Genomic DNA, 20,729 nt, shown 5'->3' with positions numbered 1-20,729 from the left:
CAGCCCTTTAGGCTGGGGCCATGGCCTATATCGCTGGACTCTTCGTTGCCCTCGCCGCACTGCTACACGGGTATATCTTCTTCATGGAAAGCCTGTGGTGGGCACGCCCTGAGGTCTGGAAACGCTTCGGTGTGAAGAATCAGGCCAACGCCAACGTCATCAAGCCCATGGCCTACAACCAGGGCTTCTACAACCTGTTTCTCGGCTTCGGTGCCGTGTTCGGCCTTGGCCTGTACTTCGGCGGATTGTGGATCCCCGGCGTGACCCTCATCCTGTTCACAACGGCCTGCATGGTTCTCGCCGCGATCGTGCTGCGCACGTCCGGCCCGAGCTACACCCGCGCCGCACTCACCCAGGGCACGCTGCCGCTCGTGGGCTTCATCCTCTTTATCGTCGCCCTCTTCAGCTGAGCCCCGCGACTACCGGGGGTCGAGTTGGAGCGACGCGATCAGGTCGGGGGCGTGCTGACTCGTGAGAATCAGGCGGGAGAACTCCTCGTCCACGAGGTCGATCACCACGGCCTGACGCTGGCGCTTGATCGACACGAAGTCCTTGCCGCCATGAAATTTCCACGTGCCAGCGGCCAGCACGAGCGGTATGAACGTACCGGGTGAGCGGATGCCGCGCAGCCAGATCCACGGATCCTCCGCAATGATCACCGAGCGGATGTTCTCCCGTTGTACGACAAGTGAGTCCCGTCGCACCGCCAACGTTCTCTCCGTGCGGGAGAGGTGAATCTCAAGCCGATCGCGGTGGACGCTCAGTGATGCCATATCTCTAGTCTGGTGGTTCGGGCAGCATCGTGTCACCGAAACCCCCCCAATTGGTCGCAAGTGCAACCGGCGCCGGCCCCTAACCGGCACCGGCCCGCACCCGGCATCGGCCCGGCAAACGGCCGGGAGTTAGGCGGTCGCGGCTGCTGCGGCCCTGGCTGCGGCCGGAAGGGCGTCGAAGATGCGGCCGATGGCCGTCTCGTCGTGCGCGTTGGACACGAACCAGGCCTCGAACACCGACGGCGGAAGCGACACTCCACCGTCGAGCATGGCGTGGAAGAACGGACCGTAGCGGAAGACCTCCTGACGCTGCACCTCGGCGTAGGTGCGTGGCGCGCGCGCCTCGGCCTCCGCGCCGAAAACGAAACTGAACAGGTTGCCCGCCCGCTGCACCCGGTGGGCGACGCCCTCCGCGGCCAGCGCGGCAGAGACGGCCTCTGACAGCAGGAGTGACGTGGCGTCGATGTGCTCGTACACCGCGGAGTCCACGGCCTTCAGAGTCGCGATGCCGGCGGCGACGGCCACGGGGTTACCCGACAGGGTTCCGGCCTGGTACACCGGCCCCTGAGGTGCGAGGTAGTCCATCACGTCGGCGCGACCGCCGAGCGCGGCCACCGGCAGGCCGCCACCGATGATCTTGCCGAAGGTGAGCAGGTCGGGCTTGTACCGGTCATCGGTCGCGTTCTCGAGGCCCCAGTATCCGCCCGGTCCCACGCGGAACCCGGTGAGCACCTCGTCGAAGATGAGCAGGGCACCGTACTCGTGCACGAGCGCGGCCAGCCCGGCGTTGAAGCCGGGGTCGGGAGCCACGACGCCCATGTTGGCGGCGGCGGCCTCGGTGATGACCGCGGCAATGCGCCCCGGGTGCGCCTCGAAGGCGGCCCTCACCGCATCGAGGTCGTTGTAGGGCAACACGAGGGTTTGCGCGGCAGTGGCCGCGGTGACGCCGGCGGAGCCGGGCAGGGCAAGCGTCGCCAGGCCGGAACCGGCCTCGGCCAAGAGTCCGTCCGAATGGCCGTGGTAGTGACCGGCGAACTTGATCAGCAGCTCACGACCGGTGAATCCACGCGCGAGACGAATCGCGGTCATGGTGGCCTCGGTTCCGGTGGAGACGAGTCGCAGCTTCTCGACCGCACCAACGCGCTGCTTCACGAGTTCGGCCAGTTCGGTCTCGGCCGGCGTCGAGGCGCCGAACGAGAGGCCGAGGGCGGCGGCATCCTGAACTGCCTTCACCACGCTGGGGTGCGCGTGGCCGAGAATGGCCGGACCCCAGGAGCTCACGAGGTCGACGTAATCGCGCCCGTCGGAGTCGGTGACGTAGGCGCCCTGCGCTTTCACCAGAAAGAGCGGAGTGCCGCCCACGGAGCGGAAGGCGCGCACGGGCGAGTTCACACCGCCCGGGATGGCCTGCTGCGCGCGTTCGAAGAGTTCGTCGTTGTGGGTCATGCTCGTTCCTCATTCAACCAGTTGGCGAGCTCGACGGCCCAGTAGGTGAGCACGGCGTCAGCGCCGGCCCTGCGGATGCTCAGAATTGACTCTTCGACCGCGCGGCGACGATCGATCCAGCCCTGTGCTGCGGCCGCTTCGATCATCGCGTACTCGCCGGACACCTGGTAGGCCCACACCGGCACCGGGCTCATGGCGGCGACCTCCGCCAGCACGTCGAGGTAACTGCCGGCGGGCTTGACCATCACGATGTCGGCGCCCTCGTCGATGTCGATCTGCGTCTCCCGCACGCCTTCGCGGCGGTTCGCCGGGTCAAGCTGGTACGTGCGGCGGTTTCCGACGAGCGTCGAGGCGACGGCCTCACGGAAGGGGCCGTAGTAGGCGGAGGCGTACTTGGCGGAGTAGGCCAGAACCGCGGTGTCTTCGAACCCGGCGGCGTCGAGGCTGGAGCGCACGGCGGCGACCTGGCCGTCCATCATGCCGCTCAGGCCGAGGAGTGCCGAGCCGGAGGACGCCTGCGCAACGGCCATGTCGCTGTAGCGCAGCAGGGTGGCGTCGTTGTCGACACGACCGTCGGTGGCGAGTACGCCGCAGTGACCGTGATCGGTGAATTCGTCGAGGCACAGGTCGGTCTGTACGACGAGGGCGTCACCGATCTCGTCGACGAGGGCCCTCGTGGCCACATTGAGGATGCCGTTCGGGTCGGTCGCTCCCGTGCCGGTGGCGTCACGCACGTCGGGAACCCCGAAGAGCATGACTCCGCCGATGCCGGCTTCCGCAGCGGCGACGACGGCGCGGCGCGCACTGTCGACACTGTGCTGCACCACACCGGGCATGGACTGGATCGGCATGACCTCGTTGCCCTCACGCACGAACATGGGCAGCACGAGCTCGGCGGGGTGGACACGGATTTCACTTGCCAGGCGACGAAGCGCGGGCGTGGTGCGCAGGCGTCGCGGGCGGATAACGGGGTTACTCACGCCCCTAACCCTACGCCGCCGCGCCGCACTGATCCTGCGTTCGCCGCCGGCCGCGGTGTCACCATCAGCGCTCTTCGGCCACCTTGACGAGCGCCTCGATGAGGGACGCGGCCGTGCGCTCGTTGGCCACCACGTCGACGCGCAGGCCCATGGCACGCGCGTCCCTCGCTGTCTGCGGACCAATGCAGGCCACCAGGGTGTTTTCGGGGATGAGCCCGAATTGGTCCTTGACCTGACGTGCCACGCTGCCGCTCGTCACGAGCACGGCCTGCACGAGGCCGGCTTTCACGTCGGCGACGACCTGGTCGCTGACGGGAACGCCGATCGTGCGGTACGCCACGACGGATTCCACGTCGTGTCCGATGCGCCGCAAGCCCTCGCTGAGCAGGGGCTTGGCAATTTCGCTGCGCAGGGTGAGCACGCGCAGGGGAATGACGCCGGCGGTGGCCGTCTCCCACTCCTCGAGCAGCCCGCGCGCCGAGTTCTCCTCGGAGGGCACGATGTCTACGCGGTACCCGGCGGCCACGAGCGCCGCCGCCGTGGTCTCGCCGACTGCGGCAATTCGGGTTCCTGCGGCCACGACCGCGCGATGCGATGACAACACGTCGACCGTGGTGGCGCTGGTGATCGTCATCCAATCGAACTCGCCCGCCGCGAGGCGGGTGAGCGCTTCGTTGAGCGCGGGAGCATCATCGGTTGCCGCGAAATTAATCATCGGGGCGACGATGGGCTGGGCGCCCCTGGACCGTAGGTTTGCGGCAACCTGATCGCCCCAGGGCCCGCCGCGGGGCACGAGAACTCGCCAGCCGGCGAGGGGTTTGCGTGGAAGCTGTGCAGAAGTCACGTGGTCACTTTCAAGGGTGCAAATTCGGCCGCGCCACCGGCCAGGAGATCGGTTGCGACGCGTTCGGACACATCCTGCGCCGCGTCGTGGAGATGCGGGGCGGAATGCGAATCCGGTGTCGCCGCATGCGAGCTGGTGATCTTTCGGGTGCCGTCGGGGCTGTAGACCGTGGCGGTGAGAAAGAACAGTCCGGTGTCGAGCACCGCAGTGGCGCCGATGGGTGCCGCGCAGCCGGCTTCCAGCCGCGCAAGAACAAGTCGTTCCGCCGAGACGACGGCCTCGGTGGACACGTGGTTGATGGCCTGCAGGGCCGAAGCGAGCACGCGGTCGAGCTGGCCGCTGCGCACCTCGATGCCGAGCGCGCCCTGCCCGGGAGCGGTGGGCCAGGCGGAGAGCTCAAGCAGCTCGGACTTGACCGCGTCGAGACGTCCCAGGCGGCCGAGTCCGGCCGCGGCGAGCACCACGGCGTCGAGGTCTCCCTCGACGACGCGCCCGAGCCGGGTGTCGATGTTGCCGCGAATGTCGACGACGGTGAGGTCGGGCCGTCGCTCGAGCAGCTGCGCCACGCGTCTGGGCGAACCCGTGCCCACACGTGCCCCCTCGGGGAGGGTGCCGAGCGTGAACCCGGAACGAGCGCAGAGCACGTCGCGGGCATCCGCTCGCTTGGGCGTTGCCCCGAGGGAAAGGCCCGGGTAGGCGTCGGTCGGGAGGTCCTTGAGCGAGTGCACGATGAGGTCGCACTCGTCGTTCAGCAGCGCCTCACGCAGGGCACTCGCGAACACGCCGGTGCCGCCGAGGCTTGAGAGCGAGTCGGTCGACGTGTCACCGTGGGTCACGATCGGCACGATCTGTACCTCGGAGCCCGAGGAGTTGGCGATGCGGTTGGCAACGGTCGTCGTCTGGGCCAGAGCCAGGGCACTGCTGCGGGTGCCAACGCGAATGACGCTCACGGTGCCACCCCCGCGACGGCCGGCTTGAAGCCGAGTCGCACGTTCTCGCAGCATCCGGGGCGACACACGTCGTACCAGGGGCCAAGGTCGGTGACCGACTTGCGGTCGGCATCGGGGGTATCGTTCAGGCGCTCCTCGACGAGGTCGATGAGGCCGCTCACGAAGTCCGGCGACACTCCGGGCGTGGGAACGCGCACGGCAAAGAGACCGTTCTTCTCGCTGGATTCCATCGCCTCGTTGTCGAGGTCCCACATCACTTCCATGTGGTCACTGACGAAGCCGAGCGGCACAATAACGACCGCACGGATGCCCCGCGCGGGCAGCAGGGCAATGGCATCGTTGATGTCAGGCTCGAGCCACGGCATGCTCGGGGGTCCGCTGCGGGATTGGAACACCAGCTGCCACGGAGTGGTGAGCCCCTTCATGACCACCTGGGCCACGGCCATGTGCTGGGCAGCGTATGCGCCACCCTCACCGAATCCACGCTCTGACGGGCCGCTCTTATTGGCGTCGGTCATCGGGATCGAGTGGGTGGAGAACAAAACCTCCACCTCGGTTTCGAGGTCGATGCCGGGAAGCTGCGCCGCAACATCCGCCAGCCCCTGAGCAACACCGTCGACGAAGGGGGTGACGAATCCGGGGTGGTCGAAGAACTGGCGCACCTTGTCAATGTGCACGACACCCTCAAGGTTGGTCGTCGTGAGCGCCGCCGCGAAGTCCTCGCGGTACTGGCGGCACCCGGAGTACGAGCTGTACGCGCTCGTGGCAATGGCGAGCAGCCGGTCGCGGCCGGCGTCGTGCGCCTCGCTGATGGTGTCGCTGAGGTACGGAGCCCAGTTGCGGTTGCCCCAGAGCACGGGCAGGTCGATGCCACGGCTGTCGAGTTCGCGCTGCAGTGCTGCCTGCAGCACGCGGTTCTGGTCGTTGATCGGACTCACGCCGCCGAAGTGGCGGTAGTGGGTGGCCACGGCCTCGAGGCGCTCCTCGGGAATTCCGCGACCACGGGTCACATTGCGCAGGAACGGAATCACGTCGTCCTGCCCCTCCGGTCCGCCGAAGCCGGCGAGCAGGATGGCGTCGTACGTTCCCATTACTGAAGCACCTCAACGAGTTCGGCCGTGCCGACGCGACGACCGGTGAAGAACGGGATCTCCTCGCGCACGTGACGGCGCGCCTCTGTATCGCGCAGGCCGCGCATCAGGTCCACGAGCTCCACGAGCTCGTCGCTCTCGATCGGCAGGATCCACTCGTAGTCGCCGAGCGCAAACGCCGACACGGTGTTCGCGAGCGCGCCACGGTAGGAAGCACCCTTGCGGCCGTGGTCGGCGAGCATGCGGCTGCGGTCTGCCTCGGGGAGCAGGTACCACTCGAAGCTACGCACGAAGGGATAGACGGTGAGCCAGGCACGAGGCTCGACTCCGCGTAGGAACGCGGGCACGTGGCTCTTGTTGAACTCGGCGTCGCGATGCACACCCATGGCATTCCACGTGGGCAGCAGGCTCTTGAGCAGGCGACTGCGACGCAGCTCGCGGTTCGCCCATTGCAGGGTCTCCGCTTCCGGCGCGTGCGTCCAAATCATCACGTCGGCGTCGGCCTTGAGACCGGACACATCATAGAAGCCGCGTACGGTGACGCCCTCGGCTTCGACGAGCGCAACGATGTCATCGAGCTCGTTGACGGCGTGCGGAACATCGCGACCATCAAGGTCGTCGGGGTTGTGCGGGTCTTTGCGCAACACCGTGAAGAGCGTGAATCCCTGTGGCGAGGCTTCGGGAGCCTCGCTGTTGTTGGAAGGTGCGGTCTCTGTAGGGTCTACTGCCTCTCCGGCAGCCGGGTGAGTCATAACCCTAGTGTGCTCCGAAAGGGGCCAGCCGCAAAATGCGATCCGAGTCGGCCTGGTCCCAACCGCGGTAGCGGATGCCTAGGAGCGGTTGGACAGCACCGCGCGCGCGCCCAGCCACACGACCGTACCCACCGACGCCGCAGCACCGAGGGCGATCCCGGCGAGGGCCGTGGGGTTGTCATTACCGAGGCGCAGCAGGGCCACGTGAATGCGTCGTTTGGTGATTCTCAGCTGCTTGGGCACATTGAGCTTGAGCTCGATCGCATCAAGCGTGCTCGCGAGCTGCGCGCGGGCGCGCATGGCCTCTGCGCGCAACTCGCTCTTGCCGTGGGGCGCGTGATCGGCGGATTCGATGCCCTGCGTCTTCTCAGTTTTCATAACGACCAACCCCTTTGAATGCGTCGACATCGTGGCGAAGGCTCGCGTGCACGCCCTCCGGGTCCGGCGCGGTGGCAGCCTTGACCCGGTTGACGCCCACGAGGACGAGCACTGCTGCCATGGCGAGCAGCAGCACGAGCACAATGAGTGTGGCCAGCCAGAGCGGCAGGAACAGGTCGAACACGATGATCAGCAGCGCGACCAGAACGCCGAGGGCGAAGACCCCGATGGCGGCAGCCACAATGAAGAGCGCTGCGCCCACGCCGAAGTTCTTGGCTTTGCTCGCGAATTCGGCCTTGAAGGCGTCGAGCTCGGCCTTGACCAAATCACTGATCTGACCGGGCAATTCCGAGAGCAGGGCGACCAGTGATCGCTTGCTCTTCGGGTTGAATCCACTAGTAGTCACGGGTGACCCTTCCCAGTGCCATGAAACGAGGTGGTAACGAACGGGGTGTTATTGCTCGAAGTGTTCAGTGGCTGCTGGGGTCTTCGGTCGTGCCGGGCTTCGCTGCGGGCTTCTTCGACGAGGCGGTGCTCGTCGAGGATGCCGCACTCGTCGAAGGTCGCGAGCTGCCCTGCGAGGTCTTGCCTGCGACGGAGGACACGAACTTCTTGCCGGCGTCGAGGATCACTCCGGGAACGTCACCAACCAGTTCAAGTCCGAAATCACGCGCTTCGGTCACCCGCCGCTGAACCGGAGGAGCGTTCCAGAGGTCAGTCGCGGCAGCGGCGATCTGGTCGTAGCGTTTGCGTCCGGCGCGTGCACCCAACACATAGCCAACCAGCCCTCCCGTGATGAACAGAAGCTTTGCGCGCATTGATACTCCACTCGTCGAGGTTCAGATATCCACAGTAACGCGGTTGGCGCTGTGAATGCACGCCGGATCAGGCCGAACCATGCGGGGGCGACCGGCCCGCCCGCCGTCAATGAAGTGTCAGAGGCCCAGCGAAGCCTGTCGAATGCGGCCCGCCGCTGCGAGGGCATCCGGAATCACCGAGGCCAGGCCGGTTCCGGCGAGCCAGGCACCCGTGACCTCGAGCCCGGGAGTGTCGGAAAGAGCCTCGCGCACGCTCGTGACTCGTTCGGGCGCTCCGATCGTGGCGGGCGAGATGGCGTCACGCCATTCGGTGCGCGCAAAGCCGCGCACCATGCCAGCGGACAGCGAGGTGCCGAGAAGGACCGACGCATCTCGAAGCGCGAGCGCCTCGAGATCCTCGTCGGTCACCCCCTCAGCGGGGTTCGCTTGGCCGACGCGTCCGTACGACAGGCGCACGACGTGTCGGCCGGGTCCGGCGGCCGCCGCCACCCATGACCACTTCGCGGTGACATGGGTGAGCGCCTTGGCCGCGACATCGGTGGCCTCGGCGGCCACGAGCACACCGGTGCCCCGGGGATGAGCGTCGAGTTCGGGGGCGTCAAGCACGAGAGTGGCGAGCGTCACGGCGGTCGGACCGGGCCACTCCAGCTCGCTCAGCGCGTCGTGGGCGACGCCGAGGGGCGCCAGCAGTCGAAGTGCTTGCCGGCCCTGCGTCGCCACAATCACGAAGCGCGCCGTGCGCTCGGCGTCCGCAGGGTCAGGGGCAGAGTCGGTCGCCGTTTCGACGGAATCAGCGTCGGTTGGAGCGAGGGTGATCGCCCAGCCCTGCTCAGAATCGGCCGTGGCGTCAATACGCACGAGACTCGTGGCCGCGCGGCCGGTCTCGATAACGGCACCGAAGTGTTCGAGGTCGGCGAGGAGCGCTGCGGGCAGTCGCGACATGCCGCCGCGTAGTCCACCCACCATTGAACCGGCCGGGGCGCCGGAACGCAGGGCCAGCACGGCACCGGAGAGCGAGCCGGTGGTGGTGAGCGCGCGGTTGAGCCCTGGAGCGACCACGTCGATCTCCAGGTCGCGGCTCGACGTCGTATACACGCCGGAGGCCACCGGTTCCACGAGGCGTTCGAGCACCCGGCGTCCCATTCGCTTGCCCACGAGGTCACCGAGGCTGTGCTCTCGCCCGATCGTGAGCACGGGCATGAGCCGGTCAAGGTAGGCGCGCAGCGCGCCGCCCCAGCCGATCACGCGTCGCACGTCTTCGGCGAGCGGCGACCCGGGAATTCCGAGCACGCCGGCCTGGGGCAGTGGCACGCTCACCGAGCCCTGGTCGGCCTTCAGTGCGGGGAGGTGCAGCCACGCCCCCGCCGGGTTGGGGGCCACGATCTCCTCCGTGAGTCCCAGCTCCTCCACGAATGCGGCGACCGTTCCGCCGCGCACGGCGAAGCTCTCGGCGCCGCTGTCAAGGCGTAGCCCGGCGATTTCATGGCCGGCGACCGGCCCGCCCACGGCATCCGCCGCCTCAATAATGGTGACTCCGAGACCGAGGCGGGCACAGGCGCGGGCGGCGACCAGACCGGCGATGCCTCCGCCGATGACCACAACGTCTTGCATGTCGGCCTAGCTCTCGGCGCTGACGGAATGCACGAGCGAGACCAGGCGGGTGAGCACGTCAGGGTCGGTCTCCGGCGGAACGCCGTGGCCGAGGTTGAGCACGTGCGCCGGCGCCGCACGCCCGCGTTCGAGGACATCGCGCACGTGGGCCTCGAGCACGGGCCAGGGCGCCGTGAGCAGGGCGGGGTCAACGTTTCCCTGCACCGGCACGACGCCGCCGAGGCGACGACTGGCCTCGTCCAGGGGAAGACGGTAATCAACGCCCACGACGTCGGCGCCAATGTTGTGCATCTCCTTGAGCAGTTCGCTCGTACCAACGCCGAAGTGCACGATCGGCACGTTGCGTTCCACCGCATCGGCACCCACCCGGTGTTCGGTGTACCCGAGGTCGCGCACGTGGGCGATGGCGGCCGCCGAGGCGGGGGCAACGGATGCCGCGTAGTCGGCAAGAGACAACGCTCCGGCCCACGAGTCAAACAGTTGCGCGGCACTCGCACCGGCAACCACCTGGGCGCGTAAGAAACGGCCGGTGACATCCGCGGTCCACGCCATGAGCTGCTGCCAGGCCTCCGGGTCGGAGTGCATGAGGGCGCGCGCGTGGAGGTGATCCTTCGACGGGCCACCCTCCACGAGGTAGGCGGCGAGCGTGAACGGGGCGCCGGCGAATCCGATGAGGGGAGTGGAACCGAGCTGTGCCACGGTGAGGCTGACGGCCTCCCTGATGGGTGCGAGCGCGTCGTCGAGAACAGCGGGATCGAGGGCGGTCAGCTCCTGGACATCCGCTTTCGTTCGCACGGCCTTGCCGAGCACGGGGCCCTTGCCCGGCACAATTTCAACGTCGACACCCACGAGCTTGAGGGGAACAACAATGTCGCTGAAGAAGATGCCGGCGTCCACGCTGTGGCGACGCACGGGCTGCAGCGTGATTTCGCTCGCGAGCTTGGGGTCGAGGCACGCGTCGAGCATGCGCGTGCCCACGCGCAGCTCGCGGTATTCGGGCAAGGAACGGCCGGCCTGACGCATGAACCACACGGGCGTCACGTCGGGGCGAGCGCCCTGATAGGCCCGAATCAGGCGGGAGTCGGCGGTGACGCCGGAGGACAGAGGGTGCTGCGCGTCGAGGATCATCAACTCCATTCTCTCAAATATCCCCGGAATCAACGAGTCGAAGCTCCCAGCCTCGGCCTCTAGACTTGAATGGTGCTAATTTTGTTGTCCGCCAGCCACAAGAACTCCAGCTTCGAAGTGCTGGAGATGCTGTCTGTTGGCGGCGGCGGCGAAACGGCCGGTCACATCGTCGCCAAGCACGTTGCCCTGAGCGGCGCCGTGATCGTGGCCACCTGCAACCGCTTCGAGGCCTACCTCGATCTCGATGAGCCCTACGGGGTCTCGCCTCTCCCGGCGGTCTACGCGGCCATCGAAGCGGTGAGTGCGAACAGCGGTGTTCCGCAAGATACCCTGCGCGACACCCTGACCCTGGTGCACGGCAATGGCGTTGCCGAACATCTCTTTGCGGTCACGAGCGGGCTCGAATCCGTGGTTGTGGGCGAGGGAGAGATTGCCGGGCAGGTGCGTCGATCGCTCGAGCAGGCCAGGGCCGCCGGCACCACGAGCCCCGAGCTCGAACGACTGTTTCAACGCGCCTCGCAGACGTCACGCGGCGTGAAGAACCGCACCGGTATCGGGTCGGCCGGGCGCTCCCTCGTGCGCCTCGCCCTCGAGCTCGCCGAGAGCCGGGTGAGCGACTGGGCCGAGGCCCGCGTGTTGCTCGTGGGCACCGGACGTTACGCCGGCGCTTCCCTCGCCGCCCTGCGCGATCGCGGTGCGGAGAACGTGCGCGTGTACTCGCCGTCCGGTCGCGCGCAGAAGTTCGCGTCGTCCCACGGGATCGACGCCGTGTTGGCCGCCGACTTCGCCGGCGCGGTCGCCGGCGCCGACGTCGTGGTCACCTGCACGCTCGGTGAGGACCATGTCATCGACGCCGCCCTCATCCTGGCCGGCCGCGCCGCCGTTGGTGTGAATTCCCACCCGATCGACACCGAATCCAGGGCCGTGCACCTGTGCCCGGCGGATGCTGCCCCCGAGGCCCCGCCGCAGCTCATCATTGACCTCGGACTTCCGCGGAACGTGGCCCCGAACGTTGTGGACGTGGCCGGCGTCGAGCTGCTCGACCTCGAGACCATCAGCATCCACGCGCCCCTCGAAGAGCTCAACGCCACCGATGAGGCCCGCGAGCTCGTGGGCCGTGCCGCCCGCAAGTTCTCCGCCGTCGCCGAGGAACAGAGCCTCGCCCCGGCCGTCGTGGCCCTGCGTACGTATATCTTCGAACTGCGCGACGCCGAGATCGCCAGGGCACGCAGCCGTGGTGACTCGAGCGAACAGACCGAGCAGGCGCTGCGCCACCTCACCGGCGTGCTGCTGCACACCCCCATGGTGCGCGCGCGCGAGCTGGCTAGGGCCGGCGAGCAGGAGTCCTACATCACGGGCCTTGATGCCCTCTTCGGCGTGCAGGTCGACCTCGACGCGTCGTCCTCCGCCGCCCCGGCAGCGGATGCCGCGTCCGCGGACGTTCCCGCCGCCTCCTGACCCGCGCGGTCACGTCGCGATCCTGCGGCGTGACGACACCCCGTAGCTCTCGGCTACGTGAACAGGTCGAGGATCCATTCGTGCCATTCGTGCTCGATCAGGATCGGCTCGGCTCCGCCAAAGTGGTGCACGGTGATGCCGACGGGGCCGCCGAAGGCGTTGCGTCCGAAGAAGCGGTAGAGGGCGTCGTTCGTTCGAAGGCCGATGAAGTGCTCGCTGGTGTAGTCGACGAAGGCCCCGGGAGCCGGCTCACCGGGAAGGGCCACATACGTGGAATCACCCGCTACCGTGCCGACGTCAATGCCGAGTGCGGCACGCACAATCTCGAAGGACTCCGGCGCCGTCGACGCCTCCGGCCCCTGAATGTCCGCGAAGACCGCGGGGCGGCCCACAAAGTGTTCGAGGTACTCCGCGAGCGTGTGCATGTAGAAGGCCGTGTGAAGATTCACAGCGATGTTCTCGGGATCACGGTCGTCCTGTGAGACGCCGCTGTGCACCCAACGCATGAACGAGCGACCGTCGGGACGCTCCTCAATGACCTGATCAAGCTGGTTGAACCATCCATCCGGCCCGTCCATGCGGTTGACTCGGTGCGTCGGACGCTCGGAGACGAGGTCGGTACCCTCCATCCCCTCCGACGGGAAGAGCCACGCTGCCGTCTGCGTGGTGATGGCCTCCCACACCTGCTCCGGCGTGCCGGGAAACTCTCCCTCGAAAACGACCTCGAATTGCCTGCCCATGTGATTTCTCCCGGGTGTAGTGGTGTGGCCACTGTAGCCGCCTACGGCCGGATTCCGGTTCGCAACTGCGGATTTCCGGGCCGGCGAGGCATGTGCGGCACCGGCCGCATGGGTTCGGGGGACTGCGGTAGGACTGCGGTGGTGACAGACACTGCACACAAGAACCCCATTTGAGATGGCGGTGCGCTGGCCAGCCACCAGGTTCCACTGCCGTGATTTGTCGGTTTGCTTCTTCGACGTGAGGTGCCAGGCGCGGCACGGCACGGCCCACAGAAGTGGATGGCCACGGGAACCTTCGGCTTGCGCGAGGCGTCCTTGAGGATAACCAGCTGGAGGACGCGAGTCGCAGCCTGCGGGTTCGGGTACGTCATCTTGGTGCAGTTCGCCCCCGCGACGGCGCGCCGAGGTGTGCGTCGGAAGAAAACGTTGTTGGAACAACGTCATCAGGCAGACTAGGGACATGAAAGCGGTCTATTTCGAGGAATTCGGCGAACTGCCGGTCGTACGCGAGGTACTAGAGCCCCTGTTGAGCGCCGCGGGGGTGATCGTGCGGGTCGAGGCCACGGGACTGTGCCGCAGTGACTGGCACGGCTGGATCGGCCACGACGCCGACATCGCGCTGCCGCACGTTCCCGGACACGAACTCGTGGGCGTCATCGACGCCATCGGTCCGCTCGTGCGGCGGTTTCGCGTGGGCCAGCGCGTGACGGTGCCGTTCGTGTGCGCGTGCGGCGAATGCCCGGAGTGCGACAGCGGCAACGGCCAGGTGTGCCGCAACCAGACCCAGCCGGGATTCACCCACTGGGGTTCGTACGCCGAGCGGGTGGCCCTGCACCACGCCGACTTCAACCTCGTGGCGGTGCCCGACGACCTCGACGCTGGCGCGGCCGCCCTGCTCGGATGCCGTTTCGCCACGTCGTACCGCGGTCTCGTTCACCAGGCCCGTCTGCAGGCCGACGAAACCCTCGTGGTCGTGGGTTGCGGCGGCGTTGGTCTGTCCGCGGTAATGATCGGCCGGGCCCTCGGCTCCACCGTGATCGCCGTCGACATCAGCTCTGCCGCGCTCGAGGCGGCGACCCGGGTGGGCGCGACTCACACCGTGAACTCCGCCGGGCTCGATGACGCCGACGTGATCGAACGCATCCGCGAACTCACCCCGGAGGGCGCGGGGGCCGAGGTCACCGTCGAGGCGCTCGGCCACGCCAACACGGTGAGCATCGCCATCCGCTCGCTGGCGATTCGTGGGCGGCACGTGCAGATCGGCCTGCTGGACGAGGACCCGCGCCTTCCCCTCGGCTTGGTGATCGCGCGCGAGCTCACCATTCTGGGCAGCCACGGCATGCCGACCAGGGACTATCCCGCCCTGCTCGGCCTCGTGGTGAACGGTCGCTTGCGCCCGCAAGACCTGATCACACGCCGAATCCCACTATCGGAGGCACCCGAGGCCCTCGCCGCCATGTCGAGTCCCACCGCGGACGCCGGCGTCACCCTGATCGAGGTCGCGCCCGCCACCTGACCCTCGCCGACACATCTGCTAGCGCCAAAAATACCCTCCCGTCGACCGGGAGGGTATTTTTGGCACCACTCGGCCGCGCAGGCGGGCCGGGGCTGCGGTTACGCGCCGCGCAGGCGCACCGCGAGGTACGCGTCGAGCTCGGCCAGCGGAACGCGCTCCTGCAGCATGGTGTCGCGGTCTCGCACGGTGACGGCCTGGTCATCGAGCGAATCGAAGTCCACCGTGATGCAGTACGGCGTGCCGATCTCGTCCTGGCGACGGTAGCGGCGCCCAATGGCACCGGCGTCGTCGAAGTCCACGTTCCACGACTCGCGCAGGCGGGCCGCGAGCTCGCGGGCCATTGGCGAGAGACGCTCATTGCGCGACAGCGGCAGAATCGCGGCCTTCACCGGGGCGAGGCGCGGGTCGAGCTTGAGCACGGTGCGCTTGTCGGTGCCGCCCTTTGCGTTGGGCACTTCTTCCTCGTGGTACGCGTCAACGAGGAAGGCCATGAGCGAGCGGGTGAGGCCGGCAGCCGGCTCGATCACGTACGGCGTCCAGCGCTCGTTCTTCGTCTGGTCGAAGTACGACAGGTCCTTGCCGGATGCCTTGGCGTGCGTCGACAGGTCGAAGTCGCCACGGTTGGCCACCCCCTCGAGCTCGCCGAACTCGCCGCCGACGAAGCCGAAGCGGTACTCGATGTCGACGGTGCGCTTGGAGTAGTGGGAGAGCTTCTCGGCGGGGTGTTCGAAGAGGCGAAGGTTCTCGGCGCGGATGCCGAGCCCGGTGTACCAGGCCATGCGGGTGTCGATCCAGTACTGGTGCCAGGTCTCGTCCGTGCCGGGCTCGACGAAGAATTCCATCTCCATCTGCTCGAACTCGCGGGTGCGGAAGATGAAGTTTCCTGGTGTGATCTCGTTGCGGAAGCTCTTGCCGATCTGGCCGATGCCGAACGGGGGCTTCGAGCGGGAGGCCTGCAGCACGTTGGCGAAGTTCACAAAGATACCCTGCGCGGTCTCGGGGCGCAGGTAGTGCATACCGGCCTCGTCGTCGACCGGTCCGAGGTAGGTCTTGAGCAGGCCGGAGAAGGCGCGCGGCTCGGTCCAGATGTGACGGTTGCCGCAGTTGGGGCAGGGAATGTCATCGATACCGTTCTCGGGGGCGCGACCCTTGCGCTCCTCGAACTCTTCGACGAGGTGATCCTCGCGAAAACGCTTGTGGCAGCTCGTGCACTCGATCAGCGGGTCACTGAAAACCTCAACGTGACCGGATGCCTCCCAGACCGCTCGAGGCAGGATCACACTGGAGTCGAGGCCGACCACGTCGTCGCGGCTCGTGACCATCGAACGCCACCACTGCTTCTTGATGTTCTCTTTGAGTTCAACACCCAGGGGCCCGTAGTCCCATGCCGAGCGGGAACCACCGTAGATTTCACCGGCCTGGAAAACGAACCCGCGATGGCGGGCGAGGGCGATGACGGCGTCGAGATGAGTGGGGGCGGCCATGGTGGCTCCAATGGTCGAAAGCGGAATGGCGGGCAGTGCCCAAAGGGCAATCCTCCTATTTTAGGCGCTCGGTCGCCGACAGAAAATTCCCGCCGCGAAAACATACGGCACGCCCTGTTACGGTTGCACCTGATGCAGGCTGCGTTTGGCAGCTTCTCAAAGGAGAGAAAACGTCATGGCCCGCACCGCGCAAGACTCAGCCGAAAAAGCAGACCCGTTGCAACGGGTTCCCGGACCACTGCCCGTGGCCCTCGATCCCGAGATCCAGGAGGCCGAGGAACGGCACTGGACTCCACTCAAGATCGCGATCTGGGCCGCCGTTTCGCTGCTCGGTGCTGTGAGCTGGACGATGCTCGCCATTGTGCGCGGGGAGACCGTCAACGCGATCTGGTTCGTGTTCGCGGCCGTCTGCACCTATCTCATCGGATACCGGTTCTACTCGAAGTTCATTGAGAAGCACCTGCTCAAGCCCGATGACCGTCGCGCCACCCCCGCCGAGTACAAGGCAGACGGCAAGGACTTTGCCGTCACCGACCGTCGGGTACTCTTCGGCCACCACTTCGCCGCCATCGCCGGCGCGGGCCCCCTCGTCGGCCCCGTTCTCGCCGCGCAGATGGGCTACCTTCCCGGCACGATCTGGATCATCGTCGGCGTCGTCGCCGCCGGTGCCGTGCAGGATTACCTCATCCTCTACTTCTCCATGCGCCGCGGCGGACGTTCGCTGGGCCAGATGGCTCGCGACGAACTCGGCCTCATCGGCGGAACCGCCGCCCTGATCGCCACCCTCGTGATCATGATCATCATCGTGGCCATCCTCGCCCTCGTGGTGACGAACGCCCTCGCCGAGAGCCCGTGGGGCGTCTTCTCGGTGGGCATGACCATTCCGATCGCGCTCTTCATGGGCGTCTACCTGCGCTTCTTCCGACCGGGCAAGATCACCGAGATCTCTATCATCGGCTTCGTGCTGCTCATCGCCGCGATCATCGGCGGCGGCGCGATTTCCGGCACCGAATGGGGAACTGCCCTCTTCACGCTCGACAAGATCGCCATCGCCTGGGGCATCATCGTCTACGGTTTCGTGGCCGCGATCCTGCCCGTGTGGTTACTGCTCGCCCCGCGCGACTATCTCTCCACCTTCATGAAAATCGGCACGATCGGCATGCTCGCCGCGGCCATCATCATCGTGCGTCCGGAGATCTCGGCACCCGCCGTCAGCGAGTTCGCCACGAGCGGCACCGGCCCGGTCGTGAGCGGAACCCTCTTCCCCTTCCTGTTCGTGACGATCGCGTGCGGGGCCCTGTCGGGATTCCACGCCCTCATCGCCTCGGGAACCACACCCAAGCTCATTGAGAAGGAACGCCAGAGCCGCTTCATCGGCTATGGCGGAATGCTCATGGAGTCGTTCGTGGCCATCATGGCGCTCGTCGCCGCGCTGTCGATTGATCGTGGCATCTACTTCGCCATGAACTCCTCGGCCGCCCTCACCGGCGGCACGGTACAGGGCGCCGTCACGTTTGTGAACAGCCTCGGCCTCACCGGCGTCAACCTCACGCCCGACATGCTCACCCAGACCGCGAAGGACGTGGGCGAGGCGAGCATCGTCTCCCGCACCGGCGGCGCCCCCACCCTCTCCGTGGGCCTGGCCCACATCATGCAGCAGGTCGCCGGCGGCAGCGGGATGATGGCGTTCTGGTACCACTTCGCGATCATGTTCGAGGCGCTCTTCATCCTCACTGCCGTCGACGCCGGCACGCGCGTGGCCCGCTTCATGCTGCAGGACACGCTCGGCAACTTCTTCCCGAAGTTCAAGAACACAAGCTGGCGTCCCGGAGCCTGGATGGCAACGGGAATCATGGTGGCCGCCTGGGGGGCCGTGCTCATCATGGGTGTCACGGATCCGCTCGGTGGAATCAACACCCTGTTCCCGCTCTTCGGCATCGCCAACCAGCTGCTCGCCGCGATCGCCCTGGCCGTGTGCATGGCCATCGTCGCCAAGCGCGGGCTGTTCAAGTACCTGTGGGTTGTCGCTCTTCCCCTGGGCTTCACGGCGGTCATCACGATTTACGCCTCGTTCCTGAAAATCTTCTCGCCCGTACCGGGAGTGGGCTACTTCGCCCAGAACAGGGCGTTCTCCGACGCGCTGGCCGCCGGTGAAACGAGCTTTGGCACCGCGCCATCAGTTCTGGCTATGGAGGCCGTGGTGCGCAACACCATGATTCAGGGCCTGCTTTCCATTCTGTTCGTGGTGCTTGCCATCATCGTGATCGTCACCGCGATTCAGGCCACCGTGCGGGCCTACCGCTCGGGTTCGAACGCGAGCAGCGAAGACCCGCCCGTGCAGTCACTCATCTACGGCCCGGCCGGCTTCATTCCCACGCCAGCCGAGAAGGCCCTCGAGGCGCAGTGGAACGGCCTTCCGTCCGACAAGAAGCCCGTGGGGACCGGTCACTGATGAGCATCCTGGACGGGGTGCGGAGAGGTGCGCGCGGCGCCGCCTGGTACCTGCGCGCCCTGCTCGGTGAAGACGCGTACGACAAGTACGCCGCCCATCACGCCTCCCGGCACGCCGTCCCCGACGCACCGCCACCGATGACCGAACGCGAGTTCTGGCGGGACCAGACCGACCGCCAGGACAAGAACCCGCAGGGCCGGTGCTGCTGAGCGCGCACCCCGTTCCCCCAGCACCCGCTGGTCGGAGCGCGCGGCCGGATTGGCCTGGCCGCTCTCAGCAAACAACGGACAGCACTACCCGACGTGGAGACCAGACGTGTGGATGACGATTTTGGTGCTCGTCGCCGTATTCGTAGGCGCAAGCATGCAGCGGATCACCGGCATGGGCCTCGCCCTCGTGGCCGCGCCCTTTCTGGTGCTGTTGCTCGGGCCGATTGACGGCATCGTCCTGGTCAACGCCTGCGCCATTCTCACCGCCGGACTGATCCTGCCGCGAGTGATTCGGCATATCAGCTGGCGCCGCTACGCCGTGCTGGCATCCTTCGCACTGCTCGGCATCGTGCCCGGCGCCGTGGTCGTGCAGCAGGTGCCGGGGGCGTGGCTGCAGATCTCCATCGGCCTGCTGCTCGCGACGGCCCTCACCGTCTCGGTGACTCTGCGCCGGGCGTCGCTCCGGGACAGCCCAGGTGTACGGGCGGTGGCCGGTGCTGCGAGCGGGTTCATGAACGCGACCGCGGGCCTGGGCGGCCCCGCCGTGAGCATGTACGCGATGGCCACGCACTGGTCCCAGCGCGGTTTTGCGGCCACGATGCAGCCCTACTTCATCACCATCAGCGGGGCCTCGCTCGTGGCGAAGCTCGTCTTCGGAGGCGCAGAGCCTCCTCAGCTGACACTGCTCACCTGGCTGCTGATCGCGGCCGCGTGTACGGCCGGGCTCCTGCTCGGCGAACTCCTCGCACGGGTCATCGAGCCGAACATTGCGAGGCGGATGCTCGTGGTCATCGCCTACGTGGGAGCCGCCGGAACCATTGTGCGCGGCTTCAGCCAGCTGTGAGGCGGGTCACCTCACCTCTACCCTGCCCCGCTGCGGCCAGGTGATCACCACTGGCGATGCGGTCCGGAAGGCGGCCCCCAAACAGGGGTGACGTCGACGCGCCTCGGGGGCGATAGCGGGGCGTGACCTACGGTGATCTCATGGGAAAGTCGGCACTCATCATCGGGGGAACAGGCCAACTGGGCGTCGCGGCCGCTGGCCGACTCGGACGAGCCGGCTGGGATGTGACGGTGACCTACCGCGGTGACGCGCCGGCCGATCCGCGGGGCGCGACCCGCAGCATCCGTCTCGATCATGCCGACTCAGACGCGTTGTTCGCCGCGGCCCGCGGGCGCGATCTGGTGCTCGACACGGCCGCATTCGACGCCGAGAACGCCACGCAGCTCGCCGGTCTCGCCGGGGATGTGGGCTCACTCGTTGTGATCTCCACGGGAATGCTCTACGCACCGGCGCCCGACACCGAACCGCTCACCGAGGAGGCGCCGGTGATCAACGAATCCGGGATGAGCTACCCCGCCGCGAAGGTGCGGCTCGAGCAGGCGCTCCTCGCGGTTCGCGACCTGCCGGTGAGCATTCTGCGGCCCGGTGCCATCCACGGCCCGCACACGACCGAGCTGCGCGAATGGTTCTTCATCAAGCGGGTCTTCGACGGCCGACGCAGCGTTCTGCTCGCCGACCACGGTGGCCGCCCCCTGAGCACCTCGGCCACCGTCAACGTGGCCGAACTCGTGTTGTTGTGCGCCGAGCAGCCCGGGCTGCGAGTGCTCAACGCGGTCGACGAGCAGGCGCACTCCCCCGCCGAGATGGCGCGACTCGTGTTCGCCCTCATGCAGCATGACGCCGAGGTGCACACGTTCGCCGGGCCGCCGCGCGGCGGCGTGGGTGCGAGCCCCTGGGACCGTGGGCAGTCCGAGGTGCTGAGCATGGCCGCCGCGCGGGAACAGCTCGGGTACCGGCCGGCCGTCAGCTATGTCGACGGCCTGGCCATTGACATCCGCTGGGCATCGGATGCCGTGACGGCGGCTCAGGAACGAGGCGCCAGTTGGCGTCAGGTCTTTCCGTACACCGCGGCCCGCCACGGGGAGCGTGACTGGTTTCGCTACGCCGCCGAAGACGCGTTCCTCCCCCGACCGTAGTCGCGCTGCCGACCTCCCGACCTCCCGACCTCCCGACCTCAAAGGTGGCCGAATCGGACACCTGTGTCTGGTGCGCGAATCACTACTGTCTGCACGGACAACACCTATCGGCGCGGGAA

General features: G+C 67.2%; 21 protein-coding genes. 7 read left to right on the top strand and 14 right to left on the bottom strand.

Features of this window, described 5'->3' with window-relative positions:
• Positions 1-20 precede the first annotated feature (20 nt).
• Complete coding sequence (locus EDD25_RS09850; RefSeq protein ID WP_134173117.1) at positions 21-410, top strand: DUF1304 domain-containing protein; 390 nt, start codon at positions 21-23, stop codon at positions 408-410.
• Between the two features lie 9 nt (positions 411-419).
• Here the strand turns inward: EDD25_RS09850 and EDD25_RS09845 are convergent, their stop codons facing one another.
• From EDD25_RS09845 to hemE, 12 genes are all read right to left on the bottom strand, one after another.
• Positions 420-773: a hypothetical protein gene (locus tag EDD25_RS09845; RefSeq protein WP_134173116.1), complete on the bottom strand. Its 354-nt coding sequence runs from the start codon at positions 771-773 to the stop codon at positions 420-422.
• Between the two features lie 129 nt (positions 774-902).
• Complete coding sequence (hemL, locus tag EDD25_RS09840; protein WP_134173115.1) at positions 903-2,219, bottom strand: glutamate-1-semialdehyde 2,1-aminomutase; 1,317 nt, start codon at positions 2,217-2,219, stop codon at positions 903-905.
• Positions 2,216-3,199: a porphobilinogen synthase gene (gene hemB / locus EDD25_RS09835; RefSeq protein ID WP_134173114.1), complete on the bottom strand. Its 984-nt coding sequence runs from the start codon at positions 3,197-3,199 to the stop codon at positions 2,216-2,218. The genes hemL and hemB overlap by 4 nt, the downstream gene beginning before the upstream one ends.
• Positions 3,200-3,263: 64 nt before the next feature.
• A complete protein-coding gene (locus EDD25_RS09830) occupies positions 3,264-4,043 on the bottom strand; it encodes a uroporphyrinogen-III synthase (protein ID WP_134173113.1) in 780 nt (259 codons plus the stop codon).
• Positions 4,040-5,047 carry a hydroxymethylbilane synthase gene (gene hemC, locus EDD25_RS09825; RefSeq protein ID WP_134173112.1) on the bottom strand — a complete coding sequence of 336 codons (1,008 nt, stop codon included), beginning with the start codon at positions 5,045-5,047 and terminating at the stop codon, positions 4,040-4,042. Before hemC ends, EDD25_RS09830 begins: the two co-directional genes overlap by 4 nt.
• A complete protein-coding gene (locus EDD25_RS09820; RefSeq protein ID WP_134173111.1) occupies positions 4,990-6,084 on the bottom strand; it encodes a ferrochelatase in 1,095 nt (364 codons plus the stop codon). Before EDD25_RS09820 ends, hemC begins: the two co-directional genes overlap by 58 nt.
• A complete protein-coding gene (hemQ, locus tag EDD25_RS09815; protein WP_134173110.1) occupies positions 6,084-6,836 on the bottom strand; it encodes a hydrogen peroxide-dependent heme synthase in 753 nt (250 codons plus the stop codon). Before hemQ ends, EDD25_RS09820 begins: the two co-directional genes overlap by 1 nt.
• A 78-nt stretch (positions 6,837-6,914) precedes the next feature.
• Positions 6,915-7,214 (bottom strand): hypothetical protein, encoded by a 300-nt coding sequence (locus EDD25_RS09810; RefSeq protein ID WP_241986448.1) that lies wholly within the window; start codon positions 7,212-7,214, stop codon positions 6,915-6,917.
• Positions 7,204-7,620, bottom strand: coding sequence for a phage holin family protein (locus EDD25_RS09805; protein WP_134173109.1), 417 nt, complete (start codon positions 7,618-7,620; stop codon positions 7,204-7,206). Before EDD25_RS09805 ends, EDD25_RS09810 begins: the two co-directional genes overlap by 11 nt.
• Positions 7,621-7,684: 64 nt before the next feature.
• Positions 7,685-8,032, bottom strand: a complete 348-nt coding sequence (locus EDD25_RS09800; RefSeq protein WP_134173108.1) for a YtxH domain-containing protein — start codon at positions 8,030-8,032, stop codon at positions 7,685-7,687.
• Positions 8,033-8,149: 117 nt separating this feature from the next.
• A complete protein-coding gene (locus EDD25_RS09795; RefSeq protein WP_134173107.1) occupies positions 8,150-9,643 on the bottom strand; it encodes a protoporphyrinogen/coproporphyrinogen oxidase in 1,494 nt (497 codons plus the stop codon).
• 6 nt (positions 9,644-9,649) lie between these two features.
• Complete coding sequence (gene hemE, locus EDD25_RS09790; protein ID WP_424948540.1) at positions 9,650-10,780, bottom strand: uroporphyrinogen decarboxylase; 1,131 nt, start codon at positions 10,778-10,780, stop codon at positions 9,650-9,652.
• Positions 10,781-10,843: 63 nt separating this feature from the next.
• On the opposite strand from hemE, the gene EDD25_RS09785 reads away from it, so the two are divergent.
• The gene (locus EDD25_RS09785) at positions 10,844-12,229 is read left to right on the top strand and encodes a glutamyl-tRNA reductase (protein ID WP_134175336.1); all 1,386 of its coding nucleotides are present in this window, start codon (positions 10,844-10,846) and stop codon (positions 12,227-12,229) included.
• A gap of 53 nt (positions 12,230-12,282) precedes the next feature.
• On the opposite strand, the gene EDD25_RS09780 is transcribed toward EDD25_RS09785, so the two are convergent.
• Complete coding sequence (locus EDD25_RS09780) at positions 12,283-12,969, bottom strand: SRPBCC family protein (protein WP_134173106.1); 687 nt, start codon at positions 12,967-12,969, stop codon at positions 12,283-12,285.
• A gap of 460 nt (positions 12,970-13,429) precedes the next feature.
• Between EDD25_RS09780 and EDD25_RS09775 the strand changes: the two genes are divergently transcribed.
• Positions 13,430-14,485: a zinc-binding dehydrogenase gene (locus EDD25_RS09775; RefSeq protein ID WP_134173105.1), complete on the top strand. Its 1,056-nt coding sequence runs from the start codon at positions 13,430-13,432 to the stop codon at positions 14,483-14,485.
• Positions 14,486-14,583: 98 nt separating this feature from the next.
• Here the strand turns inward: EDD25_RS09775 and EDD25_RS09770 are convergent, their stop codons facing one another.
• Complete coding sequence (locus EDD25_RS09770; RefSeq protein WP_134173104.1) at positions 14,584-15,969, bottom strand: glycine--tRNA ligase; 1,386 nt, start codon at positions 15,967-15,969, stop codon at positions 14,584-14,586.
• Between the two features lie 175 nt (positions 15,970-16,144).
• Here EDD25_RS09770 and EDD25_RS09765 point away from each other — a divergent pair, with 175 nt between their 5' ends.
• From EDD25_RS09765 to EDD25_RS09750, 4 genes are all read left to right on the top strand, one after another.
• Positions 16,145-18,421, top strand: coding sequence for a carbon starvation CstA family protein (locus EDD25_RS09765; protein ID WP_134173103.1), 2,277 nt, complete (start codon positions 16,145-16,147; stop codon positions 18,419-18,421).
• Positions 18,421-18,630, top strand: a complete 210-nt coding sequence (locus tag EDD25_RS09760; protein ID WP_134173102.1) for a YbdD/YjiX family protein — start codon at positions 18,421-18,423, stop codon at positions 18,628-18,630. The genes EDD25_RS09765 and EDD25_RS09760 overlap by 1 nt, the downstream gene beginning before the upstream one ends.
• Before the next feature lie 112 nt (positions 18,631-18,742).
• On the top strand, positions 18,743-19,474 hold the full coding sequence (locus EDD25_RS09755; RefSeq protein ID WP_338419628.1) for a TSUP family transporter: 732 nt from the start codon (positions 18,743-18,745) through the stop codon (positions 19,472-19,474).
• Between the two features lie 140 nt (positions 19,475-19,614).
• Positions 19,615-20,610: an NAD-dependent epimerase/dehydratase family protein gene (locus EDD25_RS09750; RefSeq protein ID WP_134173100.1), complete on the top strand. Its 996-nt coding sequence runs from the start codon at positions 19,615-19,617 to the stop codon at positions 20,608-20,610.
• Positions 20,611-20,729 lie beyond the last annotated feature (119 nt).

It is taken from the genome of Cryobacterium psychrophilum (assembly GCF_004365915.1).
GTDB lineage: Bacteria > Actinomycetota > Actinomycetes > Actinomycetales > Microbacteriaceae > Cryobacterium > Cryobacterium psychrophilum.
The sequence above is the reverse complement of the archived record's forward strand: the minus strand, read 5'-3'. Positions and strand labels throughout refer to the sequence as shown.

What these genes read in the sequence shown, in the direction of transcription:
- EDD25_RS09770 (WP_134173104.1), bottom strand. Translation starts at nt 15,969, where the DNA reads ATGGCCGCCCCCACTCATCTCGACGCCGTCATCGCCCTCGCCCGCCAT.
- EDD25_RS09850 (WP_134173117.1), top strand. Translation starts at nt 21, where the DNA reads ATGGCCTATATCGCTGGACTCTTCGTTGCCCTCGCCGCACTGCTACAC.
- EDD25_RS09845 (WP_134173116.1), bottom strand. Translation starts at nt 773, where the DNA reads ATGGCATCACTGAGCGTCCACCGCGATCGGCTTGAGATTCACCTCTCC.
- EDD25_RS09820 (WP_134173111.1), bottom strand. Translation starts at nt 6,084, where the DNA reads ATGGGAACGTACGACGCCATCCTGCTCGCCGGCTTCGGCGGACCGGAG.
- EDD25_RS09800 (WP_134173108.1), bottom strand. Translation starts at nt 8,032, where the DNA reads ATGCGCGCAAAGCTTCTGTTCATCACGGGAGGGCTGGTTGGCTATGTG.
- EDD25_RS09795 (WP_134173107.1), bottom strand. Translation starts at nt 9,643, where the DNA reads ATGCAAGACGTTGTGGTCATCGGCGGAGGCATCGCCGGTCTGGTCGCC.
- hemC (WP_134173112.1), bottom strand. Translation starts at nt 5,047, where the DNA reads ATGCTGCGAGAACGTGCGACTCGGCTTCAAGCCGGCCGTCGCGGGGGT.
- hemL (WP_134173115.1), bottom strand. Translation starts at nt 2,219, where the DNA reads ATGACCCACAACGACGAACTCTTCGAACGCGCGCAGCAGGCCATCCCG.
- hemE (WP_424948540.1), bottom strand. Translation starts at nt 10,780, where the DNA reads ATGGAGTTGATGATCCTCGACGCGCAGCACCCTCTGTCCTCCGGCGTC.
- EDD25_RS09755 (WP_338419628.1), top strand. Translation starts at nt 18,743, where the DNA reads ATGACGATTTTGGTGCTCGTCGCCGTATTCGTAGGCGCAAGCATGCAG.
- EDD25_RS09760 (WP_134173102.1), top strand. Translation starts at nt 18,421, where the DNA reads ATGAGCATCCTGGACGGGGTGCGGAGAGGTGCGCGCGGCGCCGCCTGG.
- EDD25_RS09750 (WP_134173100.1), top strand. Translation starts at nt 19,615, where the DNA reads ATGGGAAAGTCGGCACTCATCATCGGGGGAACAGGCCAACTGGGCGTC.
- EDD25_RS09810 (WP_241986448.1), bottom strand. Translation starts at nt 7,214, where the DNA reads ATGAAAACTGAGAAGACGCAGGGCATCGAATCCGCCGATCACGCGCCC.
- hemQ (WP_134173110.1), bottom strand. Translation starts at nt 6,836, where the DNA reads ATGACTCACCCGGCTGCCGGAGAGGCAGTAGACCCTACAGAGACCGCA.
- EDD25_RS09765 (WP_134173103.1), top strand. Translation starts at nt 16,145, where the DNA reads ATGGCCCGCACCGCGCAAGACTCAGCCGAAAAAGCAGACCCGTTGCAA.
- EDD25_RS09775 (WP_134173105.1), top strand. Translation starts at nt 13,430, where the DNA reads ATGAAAGCGGTCTATTTCGAGGAATTCGGCGAACTGCCGGTCGTACGC.
- EDD25_RS09780 (WP_134173106.1), bottom strand. Translation starts at nt 12,969, where the DNA reads ATGGGCAGGCAATTCGAGGTCGTTTTCGAGGGAGAGTTTCCCGGCACG.